12 protein-coding genes are annotated in these 19216 nt (G+C 44.3%); 11 read left to right on the top strand and 1 reads right to left on the bottom strand.

The genetic code is table 11. The features are described 5' to 3' along the window. The first annotated feature begins 195 nt into the window (after nucleotides 1-195). Nucleotides 196-1212 (top strand): LacI family DNA-binding transcriptional regulator, encoded by a 1017-nt coding sequence (locus tag T426_RS0103745; protein WP_025864172.1) that lies wholly within the window; start codon nucleotides 196-198, stop codon nucleotides 1210-1212. A 201-nt stretch (nucleotides 1213-1413) separates the two neighbouring features. On the opposite strand, the gene T426_RS0103740 is transcribed toward T426_RS0103745, so the two are convergent. Further along, on the bottom strand, nucleotides 1414-3132 hold the full coding sequence (locus T426_RS0103740) for a glycoside hydrolase family 43 protein (protein WP_025864171.1): 1719 nt from the start codon (nucleotides 3130-3132) through the stop codon (nucleotides 1414-1416). 479 nt (nucleotides 3133-3611) lie between these two features. Between T426_RS0103740 and T426_RS22630 the strand changes: the two genes are divergently transcribed. The 10 genes from T426_RS22630 to T426_RS0103680 all read left to right on the top strand — a co-directional run bounded on the left by T426_RS22630 (nucleotide 3612) and on the right by T426_RS0103680 (nucleotide 19163). Further along, entirely contained in the window at nucleotides 3612-4481 is an 870-nt protein-coding gene (locus T426_RS22630) for an alpha/beta hydrolase (protein ID WP_036985358.1), read from the top strand. Between the two features lie 144 nt (nucleotides 4482-4625). Next, the gene (locus T426_RS0103730; RefSeq protein ID WP_234406637.1) at nucleotides 4626-5552 is read left to right on the top strand and encodes an alpha/beta hydrolase; all 927 of its coding nucleotides are present in this window, start codon (nucleotides 4626-4628) and stop codon (nucleotides 5550-5552) included. A 190-nt stretch (nucleotides 5553-5742) separates the two neighbouring features. Then, entirely contained in the window at nucleotides 5743-6588 is an 846-nt protein-coding gene (locus T426_RS0103725; protein WP_025864166.1) for a sialate O-acetylesterase, read from the top strand. A gap of 56 nt (nucleotides 6589-6644) precedes the next feature. Continuing rightward, complete coding sequence (locus tag T426_RS25460; protein ID WP_199898531.1) at nucleotides 6645-8423, top strand: family 43 glycosylhydrolase; 1779 nt, start codon at nucleotides 6645-6647, stop codon at nucleotides 8421-8423. A gap of 45 nt (nucleotides 8424-8468) precedes the next feature. Then, nucleotides 8469-9800, top strand: a complete 1332-nt coding sequence (locus T426_RS0103715; protein ID WP_025864164.1) for a glycoside hydrolase family 43 protein — start codon at nucleotides 8469-8471, stop codon at nucleotides 9798-9800. Between the two features lie 41 nt (nucleotides 9801-9841). Continuing rightward, complete coding sequence (locus T426_RS0103710) at nucleotides 9842-12319, top strand: glycoside hydrolase family 31 protein (protein WP_027585297.1); 2478 nt, start codon at nucleotides 9842-9844, stop codon at nucleotides 12317-12319. Between the two features lie 334 nt (nucleotides 12320-12653). Further along, complete coding sequence (xyl3A, locus tag T426_RS0103700; RefSeq protein WP_174820391.1) at nucleotides 12654-15269, top strand: xylan 1,4-beta-xylosidase; 2616 nt, start codon at nucleotides 12654-12656, stop codon at nucleotides 15267-15269. A 46-nt stretch (nucleotides 15270-15315) separates the two neighbouring features. Continuing rightward, entirely contained in the window at nucleotides 15316-16437 is a 1122-nt protein-coding gene (locus T426_RS0103695; RefSeq protein ID WP_025864162.1) for an alpha/beta hydrolase-fold protein, read from the top strand. Between the two features lie 15 nt (nucleotides 16438-16452). Continuing rightward, nucleotides 16453-18018, top strand: coding sequence for a carboxylesterase/lipase family protein (locus T426_RS0103690; RefSeq protein ID WP_025864161.1), 1566 nt, complete (start codon nucleotides 16453-16455; stop codon nucleotides 18016-18018). Nucleotides 18019-18197: 179 nt separating this feature from the next. Further along, complete coding sequence (locus T426_RS0103680; protein WP_025864160.1) at nucleotides 18198-19163, top strand: glycoside hydrolase family 43 protein; 966 nt, start codon at nucleotides 18198-18200, stop codon at nucleotides 19161-19163. Nucleotides 19164-19216: the final 53 nt, after the last annotated feature.

Genomic DNA, 19216 nt, shown 5'->3' with positions numbered 1-19216 from the left:
CCTATCGCGGCTCGTTTCACGAAAACATTTTTCAACAAGTTCTATAAAATTGAAAATCAAACAACACAATACATATAGATTTCTTCATGCAAAGCTTTGCACAAAGCTTTGCGGTGACTAAAAAATGTTTTATAACATTAATGAAGAAATCATCCGTGATAAATTAATTAGCTTTGAGCAAGAATCGCATAAGCTATGGGGAATCGGTATATTTCATTGAAAGATCTGGCAAACGAACTGAATGTTTCTATATCGACCGTTTCCAGAGCACTGAAAGACCATCCGGATATCAGTGTGGAAATGCGGCAAAAAGTAAAAAAGTTGGCGCAGGAGAGAAACTACTCTCCTAATCCGCTGGCCATGGGATTACTGAAACAAACGACTGGGATGATAGGTGTTATTGTTCCTGATGTAGTCACCCATTTTTATGCTTCTATCATTGCTGGGATTGAAAGCCTTGCACGAAAGAAAGGCTATTTTGTTGTGATTGCCAGTTCGGGCGAATCGTACGAAAAAGAGGTTGAAGCCGTTGAAAATCTGGTAAAGGCAAGAGTAGACGGCCTGATTGTATGCCTAAGTAGGGAAACACAAACCTATCACCATTTCGAAAAAATAATCGAACAAAATATTCCGCTGGTTTTCTTCGACCGGGTGTGCCTGGAAGACAGAGTTTCTTGCGTAACAGCAGACAATATAGATGCTTCCAAACGAATTGTACACCATTTTAAAAATCAAGGTTACAAGCGTATTGCATTCATATCCGGACCTCGTCATTTAAATATTTCAAAGGAACGATTAGCTGGTTACATGGAAGGCTTGAATGAAGCTGGTTATCCTTTTTCTCCAGAGTTGGTTGAACAGTGTAATTTAAGTTTGGAGTCAGCCAAATCAGCAATGAGTCGTCTGTTACAACTACCCAATCCTCCCGATGCTGTTTTTGGTATCAATGATACTGTTGCTTTCGGCGCGATGAAGGGAATAAAGGAACGAAAACTACGAATCCCGGAAGATATTGGTTTAGTAGGGTTTACAGATGAGTTTCACGCAACGGTCGTAGAGCCTCCACTAACCTCCATCACACATCCGACATTTAAAATTGGCCAGGAAGCGGCTAAACAATTTTTTAAAAGGATGAAGCATCAAGACACGCATCATGTTAGCATCCTCAAAACAAATCTAATAGAAAGAGCCTCGTCAGTAAGAAACAGTTAAGTAAGCATAACTTTCACTCAGATACATCATTATTCGAAATACGTTGAATATCTTTATGAATAAAGGGTGGACTCTGTTCTACTAAAAATCAGAGTCCACCAACTGCTACATCTATGAAAAAATGCCAATACTAATAAACGGAGCTATTTTTTGTCTAGCTGAATCCTGTTACTTATCCACCAAATCTTTCTTCATGAATTCCTACTTACTTGTAGCATACATTCCAATGGTTGTTCCCGTAAATCCAAATGAATTGGCGGTGGACAAATAGTACGCATCGATATCCTTGCACAAACTCAGCCAGGGTCCATCGCCTAATGCATAGTAAAAGTCATAAGTCTTCCCTTTTGACACGACTTTTAATCGAATGGGAGAATTGCCCCCGGCAATCTGATTACTTGCTATAGTAGAGTTTCCTGAAGCCGTTAGCTTCTCAAGACTTACTTTTCTGCCTCCATCTAGTTTTCCTACTGAAAGAAAATATTGGTGCTTTTCATCTTTCAGGAGCAAGAGACCTGCTGTTTCCCGTCCATTGGTTGGCTCGAAATACAATTTTGTCGTGCATACAAATTTGTGATGTTGCATTCTTCGACAAATATAGGCAGGAGCCTTTAGCTCTGTAGATGAGACATTCGCACACCTAAGACTTAAATATCCGGGATTGTCAGTTAAAGAGTAAAGTGAATCAATTGGTTCCCTCAGTGTCATCCATTCAATATCCAGCTTCCGGGAGTTAAAATCATCGTTCTTTTCGAAATTCCCAAATGTGCAAAGAGAATCTCTTTTCACACCGTTCATTCGAACGATTCTTGGAACTACCTCATTACCCTTTGTTATGTATGGGAAACCATCATTACTCCATTTTACAGGCAACAAAAATGTCTCACGTCCCAGGTTTTCGAACTTGTTCCCGATGGGACGACACGCCAGAAAAACGGCCCACCATTCCCCGTTTTCTTTCTGTACCAAATCTGCATGACCTGCACATGTAATTGGGACAGGCCGATTCGGGTCCAGATTTTTCTGAGTCAGTATTGGATTTTTGTCCCAGGGAGTGAATTTCCCCATGGGTGTATCGCCTCTGAATATTACCTCCGAATGATTGACCGATGTGCCTCCCTCCGCACACATCAGGTAATACTTACCATTGATCTTATACATGTGTGGACCTTCTATCCATATCGGCTTTTCAGCAAGATTCACCCCACCATTAACCAACATAATCCTTGGACCAAACGTCTTCTCCTTTTCTACATCAAATTGTTGAATACGGATGGCCCGATGTCCTTCGTATTTCGAACCACCAACCGGCTCGTCATTATTGACTATGTATGCTTTACCATCATCATCGAAAAAGAAAGAAGGATCAATTCCATGTACGTCAGGTAACCACACAGGATCGGACCATTCACCAAACGGATCTTTCGTTTTCACGAAGAAATTTCCGCCTCCGATATTGGTGGTTATCATATAGTAAGTCTGATTATGGGGATTATAACTTATAGCCGGAGCAAAAATTCCCTGGCTTACTCGTTGTCCATTAAGCTTTAATTGAGAAGGCCTGTCCAGAACATTCCCAATTTGCTTCCAGTTGACCAAATCCTTACTATGAAAAATCGGTACGCCGGGGAAATACGAGAAAGTAGATGTCACCAAAAAGTAGTCATCGCCATTTTTACAAATGCTGGGGTCGGAATACCATCCGGGCAAAATAGGATTGTAGAAGTAATCGTCACCTGGCAAGGGATTTTTTTTGTAAAAATCATCGTCTCCACGATAATTGAAATAATCGAAATGGGCTACAAAACCATCTTTCGAAAAATGAACTGTTTTTGATTTTGCACCAGAGGAACACCCCGAAAGCGAAAAACAGCACAAAAAGGTCAGTCCCAAATAGAGGTAAGAAAGCAGTCTAGTCATCAGGAATGTAGTTAATATTAGTAACAACGAATCTGCCCGATAATAGAAACAGATTCAACAAATGATTTATCGGTCAAAAATGATTCTCCAACCATTACTGCAATGTAAACATCGCACCACAATCTGCGTTTGAATTTTGAGTATCTGATTTTTGATTTGAGGTATTTTTATGCCTTGGCTTGCTGATACGAAAAACAAAACATTCGCAAAGACCTCAAGATTTCCTCTGACGGTTTCCTTTTTTAACAATAAAGGGAATCTGCATTTGAAGACAATAAGTTTGTGCCAAAGTAGCGCTGGAGAAAACACAGTTTATCTATTTTCTCAAAAAGATTATCCGGATTTGAAACCTTAACAACAGAGCAATTTGTAATTTTTCAACATGAATATTCAACCGTAGTAGTCACATTCCAAGCCGCTGCAACATCAACAACCTGAAGAGACAAATAAAAACACTAAATCAATATTTACGATAACCTATGAAAAGACTAATTTTTGTTCTCTGTGCCATGCTGCTTATCAGTATGACAGCTGTTTCGCAAAATCTTGTGAAAAAGGTACCGCAAGGTTTCGACGTGGTAAAATCCGACATTCCTTACGGAAAAATCGATACCATCGTCTACCATTCGTCAACTGTGGAAACAAACCGCAAAGCCTTGGTTTATACCCCACCAGGATATTCAAAAAAGAAGAAATACCCGGTCCTTTACCTTTTACACGGGATAGGCGGAGATGAATACGCATGGCAGAAGAACGGGCATATGCAGAATATACTTGACAATTTGTATGCTGAGAAAAAGGTGGAACCCATGATTGTGGTGATGCCCAACGGTCGCGCCATGAAAGACGACCGGCCGGTTGGAAACATATTTGACAAGGACAAAGTCGAGGCTTTTGCAACGTTCGAAAAGGATTTACTCAATGACCTGATTCCTTACATTGAAAAGAACTATCCGGCCATGAAAGATCGCAAACATCGTGCACTTGCGGGTCTGTCGATGGGCGGCGGACAATCGTTGAATTTTGGGCTGGGGCATCTCGATAAATTCGCATGGGTAGGTGGTTTTTCTTCCGCCCCGAACACAAAAAAACCGGAAGTACTGGTGCCCAGTCCGGAAAAAGCAAAAGAACAGCTCAAATTGCTATGGATTTCCTGTGGCGACCAGGATAATCTGATCACTTTCAGCAAGCGGACTCATGATTACCTCGCTGCACATCATATTCCCCATATTTATCAAGTCATCCCGGGTGGACATCATGATTTCGAGGTATGGAAGAATAACCTGTACATGTTCTCACAACTGCTTTTTAAGCCGGTTCCTCCCGCCGTTTTTACAGAAAATGATTGACGACATCGGGGAAAACAAAAAATCACCCGAACGAGATACGTTGGCATTTTGACCTGACGCTAAACGGGAAGACGAGCATCATCCTTATGAACCCGGTTCCCACTCAATGGCCAAAGCAACTGATAGCTCGCTATTTCAATGAAGATGAAAAAAATACGAAACAAGCCAATTTATCCGATGAAAGTAGAAATCAGCTGTCTGTTGCTTTTGCTTTCATTTCCCGCATTTGTAAATGCGCAAAAGATCATCAAATTATATCCCGACACCATCCCGAATGCAAAGGTCAACGGCATTAAAGAAGTATATACCTCAGGAATGTACCGGGGAGTAACCCACCCTACTCTGGAAATATATCTTCCGGAAAAAGAAAATGCTTCCGGAACGGCTGTTGTAATTTGTCCGGGAGGTGGTTATAGTGTATTGGTTTACCAGGGAGAAGGTGTGTCGACGGCAAAGAAATTTGCAGCGCACGGAGTTGCTGCTTTTGTGCTTAAATATCGGCTTCCCGATGATTCGACCATGAGGAATAAAACAATTGGCCCTCTGCAGGATGCGCAACAAGCCATTAAAGTAGTCAGAGAAAACGCAGCCAAATGGGGGATTGATCCAAATAAGATTGGAATCATGGGCTTTTCGGCCGGCGGACATCTGGCTTCAACTGAAGCAACCCATTATGAGAAGGCACTCATTGAAAACAATCATCATACAAGCCTTCGTCCCGATTTTCAAATTTTGGCTTACCCGGTCATAAGCATGGAGGATAGTTTGACTCACTTCGGTTCGAGGATCATGCTACTGGGTAAGAATCCGACCCAGGCGACGATTGACGAATTATCAAACGAATTGCATGTCAATGAAAATACTCCACGTGCATATATAACCCATGCAGGCGACGATACATTAGTTGACGTAGACAACAGCATCATCTATTTCGAGAAATTGAGACATCACCACGTTCCCGCTGAATTGCATATTTACCAAAAAGGCGGCCATGGCTTTATTTTCAGACAGGAAGGTTGGATGGTCCCTCTATTTCAATGGATGAAGGATTCGAACTTAATTGATCATTAATCAGCCGCTATCGCATTCACTAAAAGCACAAATAAAAAAAGCAAAAGGGGCGGACGATCGCTTCAATTGCGTCGGCGCTCTTAACGTTCAGACACTTTTAAAATACAACGTTGACTACCGGGCGGCCCCTGACCGCCTTTTCTGAAATGAACCTGATAATAACAAACATAAAATAAGCCAAATAAACATCATGAAAATAAAACTATTCGCAATTGTTGGATTACTTCTGTTCAGTATGAACGCTTTTTCACAGGATCCTAATTTCTATATCTTTTTGTGCTTCGGACAATCGAACATGGAAGGCCATGCCAAATTTGAACCTCAGGACACCACCGTAGACAGTCGGTTCCAGGTTTTGGAAGCAGTAGATTGCCCAAAGCTAGAAAGAGAAATGGGCCATTGGTATACAGCTGTTCCCCCTTTGTGTCGATGCAATACGGGCTTAACTCCCGCTGACTATTTCGGTCGAACTTTGGTTGCCAATCTTCCGAAGAATATTAAAGTCGGCGTAATCAATGTTGCTGTTGGAGGCTGCAAAATCGAACTATTTGAAAAAGATCACTACAAGGCATATATCAAAACGGCGCCGGACTGGATGATCAATATGATCAACCAATACGACGGAAATCCCTACGGCCGTCTTGTGGAAATGGCTAAGATCGCTCAGAAATCCGGCGTAATTAAAGGAATCCTTTTGCACCAGGGAGAGTCAAACACCGGAGACAAGGAATGGCCCGATAAAGTGAAAGGGATTTACGATAACCTGATCAACGATCTAAACCTGAATCCCAAATCGGTTCCATTATTGGCCGGTGAACTTGTGAGCAAGGGAGAAGGTGGCGCTTGCGCAAGTATGAACGCCATTATCGACAAGCTACCCGAAACGATTCCGAACTCGTATATCATTTCGTCCGAAGGATGTCCGGGCATATCTGACCACTTGCACTTTACCGCCGAAGGTTACCGGATTTTAGGAAAACGCTACGGAGAGAAGATGCTTTCGATATTGGGCTATAACGTCAATAATAAAAAATAGCTAAACGTTGTACATCACGAAGTGCGAAAACTGGTTAAAGTGATAAAAACATTGGAATGAAGAATTTTTCGAAGATCATATCTATAATATTACTGTCCTTAGCCATAATGCCTTTTGCAGGACATGCTCAAAACCCAATCGTTCAGACCATTTATACAGCCGATCCGGCACCAATGGTCTATAACGACACGGTATACTTATATACGGGGCATGACGAAGATGGCTCCAACTGGTTCACCATGAAGGACTGGCACGTTTATTCCACCACCGACATGGTTAACTGGACAGACCATGGTTCACCATTGTCTCTCAAAACGTTCAAATGGGCTAAAAAGGATGCCTGGGCCGGACAATGCATCGAACGAAATGGCAAATTTTATTGGTATGTACCCATGAATCAAGCCAATGGTAAAGGCATGGCAATTGGCGTTGCTGTATCCGACAGGCCAACAGGCCCCTTTGTTGATGCACTTGGTAAACTGCTCGTGACCACCGGCTGGGGAGATATTGATCCTACCGTGTATATCGACGATGACGGACAAGCCTATCTGTACTGGGGAAATCCGCAGCTTTACTATGTCAAGCTCAACAAAGACATGATTTCGTATGACAAGAATGTGGGAATTGTGAAAGTTCCACTCACCACAAAAAGCTTTAAACTCAGGATTATCAATGCTAAAAATACTTTTAAGTGGGCAAAATCAATTAACGGGCTGGCATCGCATACCGTTAAAAACACTTCCAGAAACAAGTACTACTGGTACGTAAGTGCAATCGATAAGCGGACAAATAAAAAAGTGATTGGCGTGGCCGTCGGTGACAAAGCCATCGGCCCGTTTACGGATGTGCTTGGTAAGCCCCTGATTTCGGAAGATTGCGGTAACGGGAATATTAACCCGACAGTTGTCTTTAACGACGCCAAACAACCCTATTTAACCTGGGGAAATTCAAAGCTTTGGTATGTAAAGCTTAACAGTGATATGAGTTCGTACGATCAAAAGGCCGGTATCAGGCCAATTCCCTCGGACAAAAAAGATTGGTTTGTTTCCCAAATAAAAAGAACAGTAAACAGCACCGGCAAACGATTTACGACCTATGAGGAAGGACCATGGTTCTACAAACGAAATGGCTTGTATTATCTGATATATCCGGCCGGTGGCGTACCTGAACATTTGGCCTACTCTACCAGTTCAGGCCCGACCGGGCCATGGGTATACCAGGATACAATTATGCCGGTCATTGGCACAGGTGGTGCTTTCACCAATCATCCTGGAATTATTGACTATAAAGGGAAATCGTTCCTCTTTTATCATGACGGAGCCTTACCCGGCGGCGGCGGTTTCGACCGTTCTGTTTGTGTTGAAGAATTTAAATACAACCCGGACGGGACCATTCCCCGAATTGCCGCGACAAAAGCGGGAGTCGTTAAAGGAGTTGCCAACCTGAATCCGTATATCCGCCGGCAAGCCGAAACAATCGCCTGGGAAGAAGGTGTAGAAACAGCCTCAGACAGTATTACCGGCATTTATGTAACCGATATCAACAACGGCGACTACATCAAAGTACGCAGTGTCGATTTTGGCAAGAGGGCTGAGTCATTCGAAGCCAGTGTCGCGTCTGCTTCTGGCGGAGGTAAAATTGAAATTCATCTCGATAGTGTAACCGGTACCTTATTGGGTGTGTGCCCTGTAAAAAACACCGGTGGATGGCAGGATTGGGATGTTCAATCCTGTAAGGTAAAAAAGGTGAAAGGAGTACATGATCTGTTTTTTGTGTTCAAAGGTGCTCAAGGCAATTTATTCAACTTCGACTGGTGGGGATTTATACCCCAATAACTCCTCAATATTCATATGATATGTTAAACAACCTATACCTTAATCATGAAAGCTACATCTAAAGTTCTTGCAACATTATTTCTCTTGCTGACAATCGTTTTTGTCGGTGCTGCTCAGAATCCCATTATTCAAACCAAATATACCGCCGACCCGGCACCAATGGTTTATAACGATACGGTATTCCTTTATACGACCCATGATGAAGACGATGCAACCGGTTTCAAGATGCTCAATTGGTTGCTCTATACCTCTACGGATATGGTCAACTGGACCGACCACGGAATTGTAGCCTCATTGAAGAATTTTAGCTGGGCCAGGCAGGACAATGGCGCCTGGGCTCCGCAATGTGTCGAGCGGAACGGAAAGTTTTACCTCTATTGTCCGATGCATGGCAATGGAATTGGTGTTTTGGTTTCCGACAGTCCGTACGGCCCCTTTAAAGATCCGTTGGGAAAGAGGTTGATCAACGACGATCACATCTGGAATGATATTGATCCGACCGTTTTGATTGATGACGATGGGCAGGCTTATTTATATTGGGGAAATCCTGATCTTTACTATGTGAAACTAAATAAAGATATGATTTCCTACTCTGGCGAAATTGTCAAGGTAGCGTCCAAGCCTCAAAATTATCAGGAAGGCCCATGGGTTTGGAAGCGAAACGGACATTACTACTTGGCCTACGCCTCCACCTGTTGTCCGGAAGCCATTGGTTATGCAATGAGTGATTCGCCCACAGGTCCCTGGGAATATAAAGGGATGATCATGGACGTGACACCGAAGTCAAGGGGAAACCATCCCGGAATTATTGACTACAAAGGAAATTCGTATTGTTTCGGTCTGAATTATGATTTACTCAAACAGACCACCCAAAAACACTTCGAGCGTCGTTCCGTGTCGATCGACCAAATGACCTACAACGATGACGGGACCATTCAAAAACTACCCTATTGGTCAGCAACAGGCCCCAAAAGGTTAGGAACGATAAATCCATATCGACGAGTGGAAGCCGGGACCATTGCCTGGAGTCACGGTCTGAAAACAAGGCAGAACAGCAAGGTGGGAGTTTACGTAACAGACGTCGACAATGGCGATTACATTAAAGTGCAGGGTGTCGATTTTCGGAAGGGTGCTAAATCATTCGAAGCCAGCGTCGCATCGGCATCTGCGGGAGGCAAGATCGAAATCCGTATCGATAGTGAAACCGGTACGTTACTGGGCGTGTGCCCTGTCAAAAATACCGACGGATGGCAGAAATGGTCGCTCCAATCCTGCAAGGTGAAAAAAGTAAAGGGGGTTCATGATCTCTTCTTTGTTTTCAAAGGTACTCCGGGCGATTTGTTCAACTTCGACTGGTGGGAATTCAAAGCCAGATGAATCAACATAGCAGATAATAAACCAACTAAAAAACGAATCGAATGAAACTGCTGCGTATTTATATATTGATGCCGCTGATTTTTGTAGCAGCCATGACGGCCAACGGCCAATCTTATCAACAAACCGCTACCGGGATTCAAACGGTTATTGACTCGGTTCAAATTGAAATCGGGTTTTATTCCCCCTCAACGGTAAGGATATTAAAATGGCCGGCCGGAACAACCTTTACAAAAAAAAGCCTTTCGGTTATTGAAAAGCCACAAAAAACAGCTTTCCGGGTCAGTCAATCCGGTGATAACCTTGTACTCAAAAGTAAAAAGCTGCGTGTCAGTCTGAATTTATCCAGCGGACAGGTTGAATTTTCTACTCCATCAGGGAAGTCTCTGCTAAAGGAAGAAAAGTCGGGCGTTAAATTCACCAACTACAACGATGCCGGGGAAAAAACATACCATGTATACCAGGCATTTGTTCTGGATAAGAACGAAGACATTTATGGTCTCGGGCAGCAACAACAAGGCAGAATGGTCCAGCGAAACCTGAAGCTACACATGATACAGGGAAATACTGACGATTATGTCCCCTTTTTCGTGTCGGACAAAGGCTATGGAATGTTTTGGGATAATTACTCTCCAACCACTTTTTCTGACAACCAGGAAAGAACATTCTTCAAATCAGACGTAGGTAATTGTGTTGACTACTATTTTATGTACGGCAATAATCCCGACGGAGCAATCGCACGTATGCGCGACCTGACCGGGCAAGCTCCTATGTTCCCTTTGTGGACATTCGGCTACTGGCAAAGTAAGGAACGGTACAAAAGTCAGGACGAACTGGTTGGCGTAGTCAGGAAATACCGTGAGTTAGGCGTTCCGTTGGATGGAATTATACAGGACTGGCAGTATTGGGGTAACAATTACCTGTGGAATGCCATGGAGTTCCTGAATACGGAATACTATAGTCCGCAAAAAATGGTTGATGATGTGCACAGTATGAACGCACACATGATTATCTCCATTTGGTCGTCGTTTGGCCCAATGACCAAACCTTACCGGGAGCTGAACAAGATAGGTGCACTTTTAAGCTTTAAAACCTGGCCTGAATCAGGCGTTCAAAAGTGGCCACCCAATATGGACTATCCGTCAGGAGTCAGAGTTTATGATGCCTATAATCCCAAAGCACGCGACATTTACTGGAAGTACTTAAACAAAGGAATTTTCTCCCTGGGAATCGACGGATGGTGGATGGATTCTACCGAGCCGGATCATTTGGAATTCAAACCTTCCGACCTGGATGAAAAAACCTACCTTGGCCCGTTCCGTAAAGTTCGGAATGCCTATCCATTGATGACAGTCGGCGGGGTTTACACCCACCAGCGCGCTGTCACGTCTGCCAAACGCGTGTTCATCCTTACCCGGTCGGCATTTGCCGGTCAGCAGCGTTATGCGGCCAACACCTGGTCAGGTGATGTTAGCTCGTCGTGGCAATCATTGCGCAATCAAATTCCGGCAGGGCTGAACTTCTCCCTAAGTGGTATTCCCTACTGGAATTCCGATATCGGCGGTTTCTTTGCCGGTGCCTATAACCGAAGCTGGAATGGGACTAAGGGAGCAAAAAATCCATTATTCCAGGAACTTTACGTTCGATGGCTGCAGTTTGGAGCCTTCACACCAATGATGCGTTCGCACGGAACCGATATCCCCCGGGAGATTTATCAGTTTGGGAAAAAGGGAGAGCCTGTTTACGATGCAATAGCCAAAGCCATAAATCTGCGTTATTCCCTTCTGCCTTACATATACGCTGATGCATGGCAAGTCACACACAACCAATCGACGATGATGCGGGCTTTGATGATGGATTTTAACGATCCAAAAGTCAGGAATATGAATAATGAGTACATGTTTGGGAAATCAATATTGGTAGCCCCGGTTGTTCATGCACAATATACGCCCGAAAAAATACCGCAAAACAAGCCAGGTTCCGGCCCGGACGAAGCGCCTGCATCAAACAAGACCCAATCCACGATTGATTTCACCCAGTCAAAATCAAAAAAGGTTTATTTACCTGCCGGAACAGTATGGTACGACTTCTGGACAAATGAGAAGCACAAAGGCGGTCAGGAAATTAATCAAAAAACAGAGATTGACGAGATTCCTTTGTACATCAAAGCCGGAAGCATCATCCCATTCGGGCCCAAAGTACAGTATGCCACCCAGAAAAAATGGGACGACCTGGAAATACGCGTTTATCCCGGCGCTAATGGTCAATTCACCTTATATGAGGATGAAAACGACAATTATGATTATGAAAAAGGAATCTATTCGACCATTACCTTCAACTGGAATAATGCACGGAAAATTTTAACCATCAACAGCCGGAAAGGGACTTTCCCGGGAATGCTCGAGCAACGAAAATTCCGAATCATCCTGGTTTCGCCCAACAACGGTGCCGGAATGAGTACAAATGAACGTAATGGTAAAACAGTGACTTATACCGGAAAGAAAATATCAGTAAGATTCTAGGCGATTCAAGCTGAAGAGGCGATGACTAAAGATGCCGCATCTTACGGAAAGCCCGAAGTAACAGATGGTCGACGACAGACCTAAGCCATTCAACGAAAGGAAAAATCAAAACAAATGTTCATCATTGTTCCGGAAGCGTGACTCCGGAACAATGATGAACGAAACGTTTTCGTGAAAAGGATACACCATTTTTTCTATTCGCCGCGTTTTTTCCCGTAGCTGTCATCAACGTCCTTTCCGTCCCTACCTGAAGCACACCATATATCCCAATTTTAAAACAGCGTATCTAAAATTAAAAACGCAACAGAGACTCAATGATTAACTTTAAATCCAAATGAACCTAATTAAAGCAATTGTGAAAAAATACTTGATTTTAGTTGTTTGCCTCTGGGCTTCAACGACCGTCCGGGCACAGCAATATCCATTTCAAAATCCTCAATTAACTTCTAAGGAGAGAGCTGAAGATTTAATTTCAAGACTAACCCTCGATGAAAAGGTGACACTGATGTGCGACCAATCAGATCCGGTACCCCGATTAGGGATCAAACGGTTCAACTGGTGGAGCGAAGCGTTACACGGATATGCGAACAACAACAATGTTACGGTTTTTCCTGAACCAATCGGTATGGCTGCTTCCTTCGACGATGCGTTGCTGTATAAAATTTACAACGCCGTTTCGGATGAAGCTCGTGCCAAATACAACCAATGGATCAAGGCGGGAAACGAAAATAAGCGCTTCCTCAGCCTTTCGGTGTGGACGCCCAATGTAAATATCTTCCGCGACCCTCGCTGGGGACGTGGTCAGGAGACGTATGGCGAAGACCCCTACCTGACTTCCCGGATGGGCATTCAGGTAGTCAAAGGTTTACAGGGCCCGGAGAATGCTAAATACCGTAAATTACTGGCTTGTGCCAAACACTTTGCTGTTCATTCAGGTCCGGAATGGAGCCGCCACGAACTCAACCTGAATAGTGTTAGTCCGCGAGAGCTATACGAAACCTATCTGCCGGCATTCAAAGCACTGGTGCAAAAAGCAGACGTGCGGCAGGTAATGTGTGCTTATCAGCGTTTGGATGACGAACCTTGCTGCGGAAGCACCCGCTTGTTACAACGGATTCTTCGTGATGACTGGGGATATAAATATTTGGTTGTATCAGACTGTGGCGCAATCACCGATTTTTTTACATCACACAAAGTTTCTTCCGACGCAGTTCACGCGGCATCAAAAGCCGTATTAGCCGGGACCGATGTGGAATGTGTCTGGCAAAATTATCCTTTTAAGAAATTGACAGATGCAGTCGAGAGAGGTTTGATCAGGGAAGAAGACATCAACAAAAGTTTGATGCGTGTGCTGGAAGGACGGTTCGACCTCGGAGAAATGGATCCCGATTCAATCGTTCCCTGGGCACAAATCCCGCCATCGGTTTTGAATGAAAAAGAACATCAGGAGCTTGCCCTTGAGATGGCCCGTGAAACCATGACGCTGCTTCAGAACAAAAATCATGTCTTACCACTGTCAAAATCGGGAAAGAAAATAGCCGTGATTGGACCCAATGCCGACGACAAACCCATGTTGTGGGGTAATTACAATGGTACCCCCGTGCGCACCATCTCAATTCTGGACGGGATAAAAACAAAACTTCCGGCTGGAAAGATTCTATACGATAAGGGGTGTGACCTGGTCGAAGATAAAGTGACCCAAAGTTATTTCGATCAATGCTCGTTCGATGGCAAGCCTGGATTTAAAGCAACTTATTGGAATAATCCCGACCGCAAAGGAGATGCTGTAATCACGCAGCAGATTGTCAATCCGATAAAGATGACAACTGCCGGGCAACACGAATTTGCATCGGGTGTGAAACTGGAAGGTTTTTCGGCTATCTACCAAACCGAATTTGTACCTAAAACTACCGAAGAAATCGTGTTTAAAGGAGGCGCAACCGGGCATTTTGAACTATTGGTGAATGGAGAATCCCTGAAAAAATATGATAACTGGAGAACACTTTCATCAAGAGTCCCTTTTAAGGTTGAAGCTGGTAAAAAATATTCTATTGAAATTCGCTACGCACAGCTAAATAACTGGCAGGCAAACATCGAATTCAATTTTGGGAAAGAAGTGGATGTGGATTATACCGACCTGATTAAGAAACTGAAAGGCATTGATGAGGTGGTATTTGTCGGCGGTCTTTCCGGTAAGTTGGAAGGCGAGGAAATGCCGGTTTCCTATCCCGGATTCAAAGGTGGCGACCGCACCAATATTGAGCTTCCGGCCGTACAGCGCAATTGTTTAAAAGCGTTGAAAGAAGCAGGTAAGCAGGTGATTTTTGTGAATTGCTCTGGTTCTGCCATCGCTTTCACTCCTGAAACTGAAAGTTGCGATGCTATTTTGCAGGCATGGTATGGCGGTGAGTCGGGCGGACAAGCCGTTGCCGACGTGCTGTTTGGCGATTACAACCCTTCAGGGAAACTGCCGATCACGTTCTATAAAAGTTCAGATCAACTCAAAGATTTTGAAGACTATTCGATGCAGGGTCGCACGTATCGTTACATGAACGATGCCCTGTTCCCCTTCGGTTATGGATTGAGCTACACGACATTTGATATTGGAACAGCCAAACTTGACAAGACAAAGATAAATCCGGATGAATCCATTCGAATGACGATCCCGGTGACCAACACAGGGGAAAGAGACGGTACCGAAATCGTGCAGGTGTATGTGCATAAGGTCAATGACATTGATGGACCAATAAAAACACTGAAGGGTTTTAATCGAGTCAGTGTTACTGCCGGCAAAACAGAGCAGGCCACCATTATGCTTCCACCTTCATCGTTCGAATTCTATGATTGGAATACACGTCGAATGAAGGTATCTCCTGGTGAATATCAAGTGTTTTATGGAACCAGTTCGGATTCAAATGATTTAAAAAAGCTCAACATTACCGTCCTGTAAGGGTAAAATATCAGTTTAAAGAATCATAACCTATAACAATAAAACAATGAAAACTCATCTGACAATTCTTGCATTCCTACTTCTGTTGGCCGGTTCGCCGTGTGTAGCGCAGACCAGCCAGTCAGCGATCAAAGAAGATTTCAAATCTTCAAGTCTCAATCAACCCGGGAAAAAATATCCGATGGTCAACTCACAAGGCTATGCCCGGTTTCGCATTGAAGCTCCGGACGCGCAAAGTGTTGTCGTAAGTCTGGGCCTCGGTGGTACCAAAGGCGGCACTCCCCTCACAAAAGCCAAAGATGGCTCCTGGATGGGAACCACGGCAGGCCCGATGGACGAAGGTTTCCACTACTATCATGTAACAATTGATGGCGGTGTTTTCAACGACCCCGGAGCATGTAATTTTTATGGTTCAACCCGTTGGGAAAGTGGCATCGAGATACCAGCCCATGACCAGGATTTTTACGCACTGAAAGATGTGCCTCACGGGAATGTTCAGCAAATTCTTTTTCCTTCGAAAAGCACCAATTCGGTTCGTAGAGCTTTTGTCTACACGCCTCCCACTTACGATAAAGATGTGAACCAACGGTATCCTGTTCTGTACCTGCAACACGGCTGGGGCGAAAACGAAACAGCATGGTTCAATCAGGGGCACGCTAATTTGATTATGGACAACCTGATTGCTGAAGGTAAAATCAAACCGTTCATCATTGTAACGACTTATGGAATGACCAACGAAATCAGATTCGGAGGACTCCGGAATTTCGATATCAAACCATTCCAGACCGTTTTGACTGAAGAGTTGATCCCTTACGTTGATAAGCATTTCAGGACAAAAGCCGACCAGGCTCATCGGGCAATGGCCGGACTTTCAATGGGTGGCATGGAAACACACATGATCACGCTAAACAAGCCCGAAGTATTTTCTTATTATGCCTTGTTGAGTGGCGGTTTATACAAGCCGGAGGAAATCAAAGACAAATCAAAGGTTAAACTCATCTTTATAAGTTGCGGCAGCAAAGAAAGACCCGATGCGGTTAAGAATGCGGTTACTGCACTTAAAGAAGCCGGATTCAATGCGGTTTCCTATGTGTCAGAAGGTACAGCGCACGAGTTCCTGACCTGGCGGCGCAGCTTGCATGAATTGGCACCATTATTATTTAAATAAAAGACTAAGAAACCAATGAAACGAATAACTTTTTTACTTGTATCAATCATGATCCTTGCGTGGGGATGCAACACCTCTCTCCCCCCCGGACAAGTTAGAGTGGAACAAGGAATTTTGCAGGGAACAGTCACCGATAGTCTGACAATTTTTAAAGGTATTCCCTTTGCGGCGCCTCCAGTAGGTGACTTGCGCTGGAAAGCACCTCAACCCGCAGCAAAATGGGAAGGTGTGAGAGAGGCAACTAAATTTGCCCCGGCCCCCATGCAGGCAGGAAATCCTCCGTCGGGTAAAAGTGAAGATTGTCTGTATTTGAACGTATGGACTCCGGCAAAATCAGCCAATGACAAGATTCCGGTACTCGTTTGGATTTATGGTGGAGGCTTTAGCTTTGGCTCCACGTCAGAACCGGGATATGACGGAGCGAAACTGGCAAAAAAAGGTGTCGTGTTGGTAAGTATAGCCTATCGGGTCGGTCAGCTTGGATTTTTAGCTCATCCCGAATTGAGTGCTGAAAGCCCCAATCACGTTTCCGGGAATTATGGAATACTTGACCAGATAGCCGGATTAAAATGGATTAGGAAAAATATTGCCGCATTTGGTGGCGACCCGAATAAGGTGACCATTTTCGGCGAGTCCGCAGGCGGAATTTCCGTGAGTATGCTGTGTGCCTCACCGTTGGCCAAAGGATTGTTCGAAGGAGCGATCTCTGAAAGCGGTGGTTCATTTGGGCCAACACGACCGACAACTTACCCCGGTGAAAATATGAAAACGCTCAAACAAGCGGAAGCAGATGGCGAAGCCTACATGCATAAACTTGGTGCGTCATCCATTGCCGAACTTCGTCAGATGGATGCTGAAAAGTTTATCCCTTCAGGCTGGGCAATGGCTAGTGGTTGGCCAATTGTAGATGGCTATGTCATTCCCGGCGACCAGCACAATCTTTACGAAGAAGGAAAATATAATGATGTTCCAGTTCTAATCGGGTATAACTCGGATGAAGGGGCTAGTTTTTCACATTACAAAACACCCGAAGATTATATTGCCAATGTAAAGAAACGCTATGGTAAATTTGCCGATGAATTAATCAAAGCTTATCCGGCCGGAACGAATACAGTACCGAAAACAGCACGCGACCTGATGCGTGACGCCGCATTTGGATGGCAAACATGGAGTTGGGCTCGGCTTCAATCGGAAACCGGCAAATCAAAAGTTTTCTATTATTACTTCGACCAGCACCCTGACTACCCCAAAGATTCTCCATGGGCTGGTCACGGCTCGCCTCACGGGCAGGAAGTGGCTTACGTATTCAATCATATCGACCCCAATAGTCCGCATACCTCTGCGACAGATGTGAAAATCTCAGATGCCATGGCAACCTATTGGACCAACTTTGCCAAATACGGTGATCCGAACGGTGAAGGACTTCCCAAATGGCCTGCTTTTAGCGATGCCAACCCGGAAGTGATGTATTTCAGTCAGACACCACATGTGGGACCAGTGCCCAGCGCAAAATCTTTACAGGTTTTGGATGAGTATTTCAAATGGAGAAGAACACCGGAAGGTGAAGCCTGGGCGAAATAGATTGTGGTTGCGCTGATTTGCCTGATACCTTCCATTGCATTCGGAAAGGCATATCAAACATATACGCTGCAGGATGATCGCCTTTCCATACAACTCGGCAAGGGTGTGCTGGATATCATTCCGCATATACCGGAAAAAGAATTGAAATAAAGATGAACTAAATCAAAATATTGTTCGAGATGAAAAAACAGCTAAAAACGTACATCCTGATTTTAATTGCGATGGTGACAGTTGAAAGCGGGCGAGCACAGAATCCTATCATCACCAAATTGTTTACAGCCGATCCGGCTCCGATGGTATACCACGATACGGTTTTCCTGTATACCGGACACGATACAGCATCTGTAACGGCAACCAATTATCACATGCCAGACTGGCATGTTTTCTCGTCTACGGATATGGTTCACTGGAAAGATTATGGTGCCTGCTTATCCCCGAAAAACTTTTCCTGGGCTACCGGAGATGCCTACGCTGCACAATGTATCTATCGTAATGGCAAATTCTATTGGTATGTGGCGACTTTTCACAAAAAGGACAAAAACAGTAACGGAGGGGCGGCTATTGGCGTGGCTGTTTCCGACAGGCCGACCGGCCCGTTTAAGGATGCTATTGGAAAAGCGCTCATCACGAACGAAATGACAACCGACATGAAATACGGCTGGGATGATATCGACCCAACTGTATTTATCGACGACGACGGGCAGGCCTATCTATTCTGGGGAAACGGGAGTTGCAAGTGGATTAAGTTAAAAGATAATATGATTGAAGCTGACGGTCCCATCCATACGTTTAAGCCCAAACACTACATCGAAGGCCCCTGGGTTTATAAACGAAAAGGCTTGTATTATTTGGTTTATGCCGGTGCCGGAACCAAACCGGAAATGATTGAGTACTGCACGGCGGAAAGTCCGGAAGGGCCGTGGACCTACCGGGGAATCATCGAAGGAAATGTCGAGAACAGCTTCACAACCCATCCCGGCATCATCGACTATCACGGCAAGACCTACTTCTTTTATCACAACGGAGCACTTCCGACGGGAGGAAGTTACCGACGTTCGATATGTGTCGACTATATGTATTACAATCCGGACGGAACGATAAAGAAAGTAATACAGACAAAGAAGGGAGTAAAACCAGTCAAATAATCTTTTGACCAAGGTGTTACAACGATTAAACGCTAAGTAAGTCAAAATACGTT

The sequence above is a fragment of the Prolixibacter bellariivorans ATCC BAA-1284 genome (assembly GCF_000621705.1).
Lineage (GTDB): Bacteria > Bacteroidota > Bacteroidia > Bacteroidales > Prolixibacteraceae > Prolixibacter > Prolixibacter bellariivorans.
This window is presented reverse-complemented; position numbering and strand designations above follow the sequence as displayed.

Bases quoted from the DNA above. Each gene is read 5' to 3' on its own strand.
- T426_RS0103745 (WP_025864172.1), top strand. From the start codon at position 196: ATGGGGAATCGGTATATTTCATTGAAAGATCTGGCAAACGAACTGAAT.
- T426_RS0103740 (WP_025864171.1), bottom strand. From the start codon at position 3,132: ATGACTAGACTGCTTTCTTACCTCTATTTGGGACTGACCTTTTTGTGC.
- T426_RS22630 (WP_036985358.1), top strand. From the start codon at position 3,612: ATGAAAAGACTAATTTTTGTTCTCTGTGCCATGCTGCTTATCAGTATG.
- T426_RS0103730 (WP_234406637.1), top strand. From the start codon at position 4,626: ATGAAAAAAATACGAAACAAGCCAATTTATCCGATGAAAGTAGAAATC.
- T426_RS0103725 (WP_025864166.1), top strand. From the start codon at position 5,743: ATGAAAATAAAACTATTCGCAATTGTTGGATTACTTCTGTTCAGTATG.
- T426_RS25460 (WP_199898531.1), top strand. From the start codon at position 6,645: ATGAAGAATTTTTCGAAGATCATATCTATAATATTACTGTCCTTAGCC.
- T426_RS0103715 (WP_025864164.1), top strand. From the start codon at position 8,469: ATGAAAGCTACATCTAAAGTTCTTGCAACATTATTTCTCTTGCTGACA.
- T426_RS0103710 (WP_027585297.1), top strand. From the start codon at position 9,842: ATGAAACTGCTGCGTATTTATATATTGATGCCGCTGATTTTTGTAGCA.
- xyl3A (WP_174820391.1), top strand. From the start codon at position 12,654: ATGAACCTAATTAAAGCAATTGTGAAAAAATACTTGATTTTAGTTGTT.
- T426_RS0103695 (WP_025864162.1), top strand. From the start codon at position 15,316: ATGAAAACTCATCTGACAATTCTTGCATTCCTACTTCTGTTGGCCGGT.
- T426_RS0103690 (WP_025864161.1), top strand. From the start codon at position 16,453: ATGAAACGAATAACTTTTTTACTTGTATCAATCATGATCCTTGCGTGG.
- T426_RS0103680 (WP_025864160.1), top strand. From the start codon at position 18,198: ATGAAAAAACAGCTAAAAACGTACATCCTGATTTTAATTGCGATGGTG.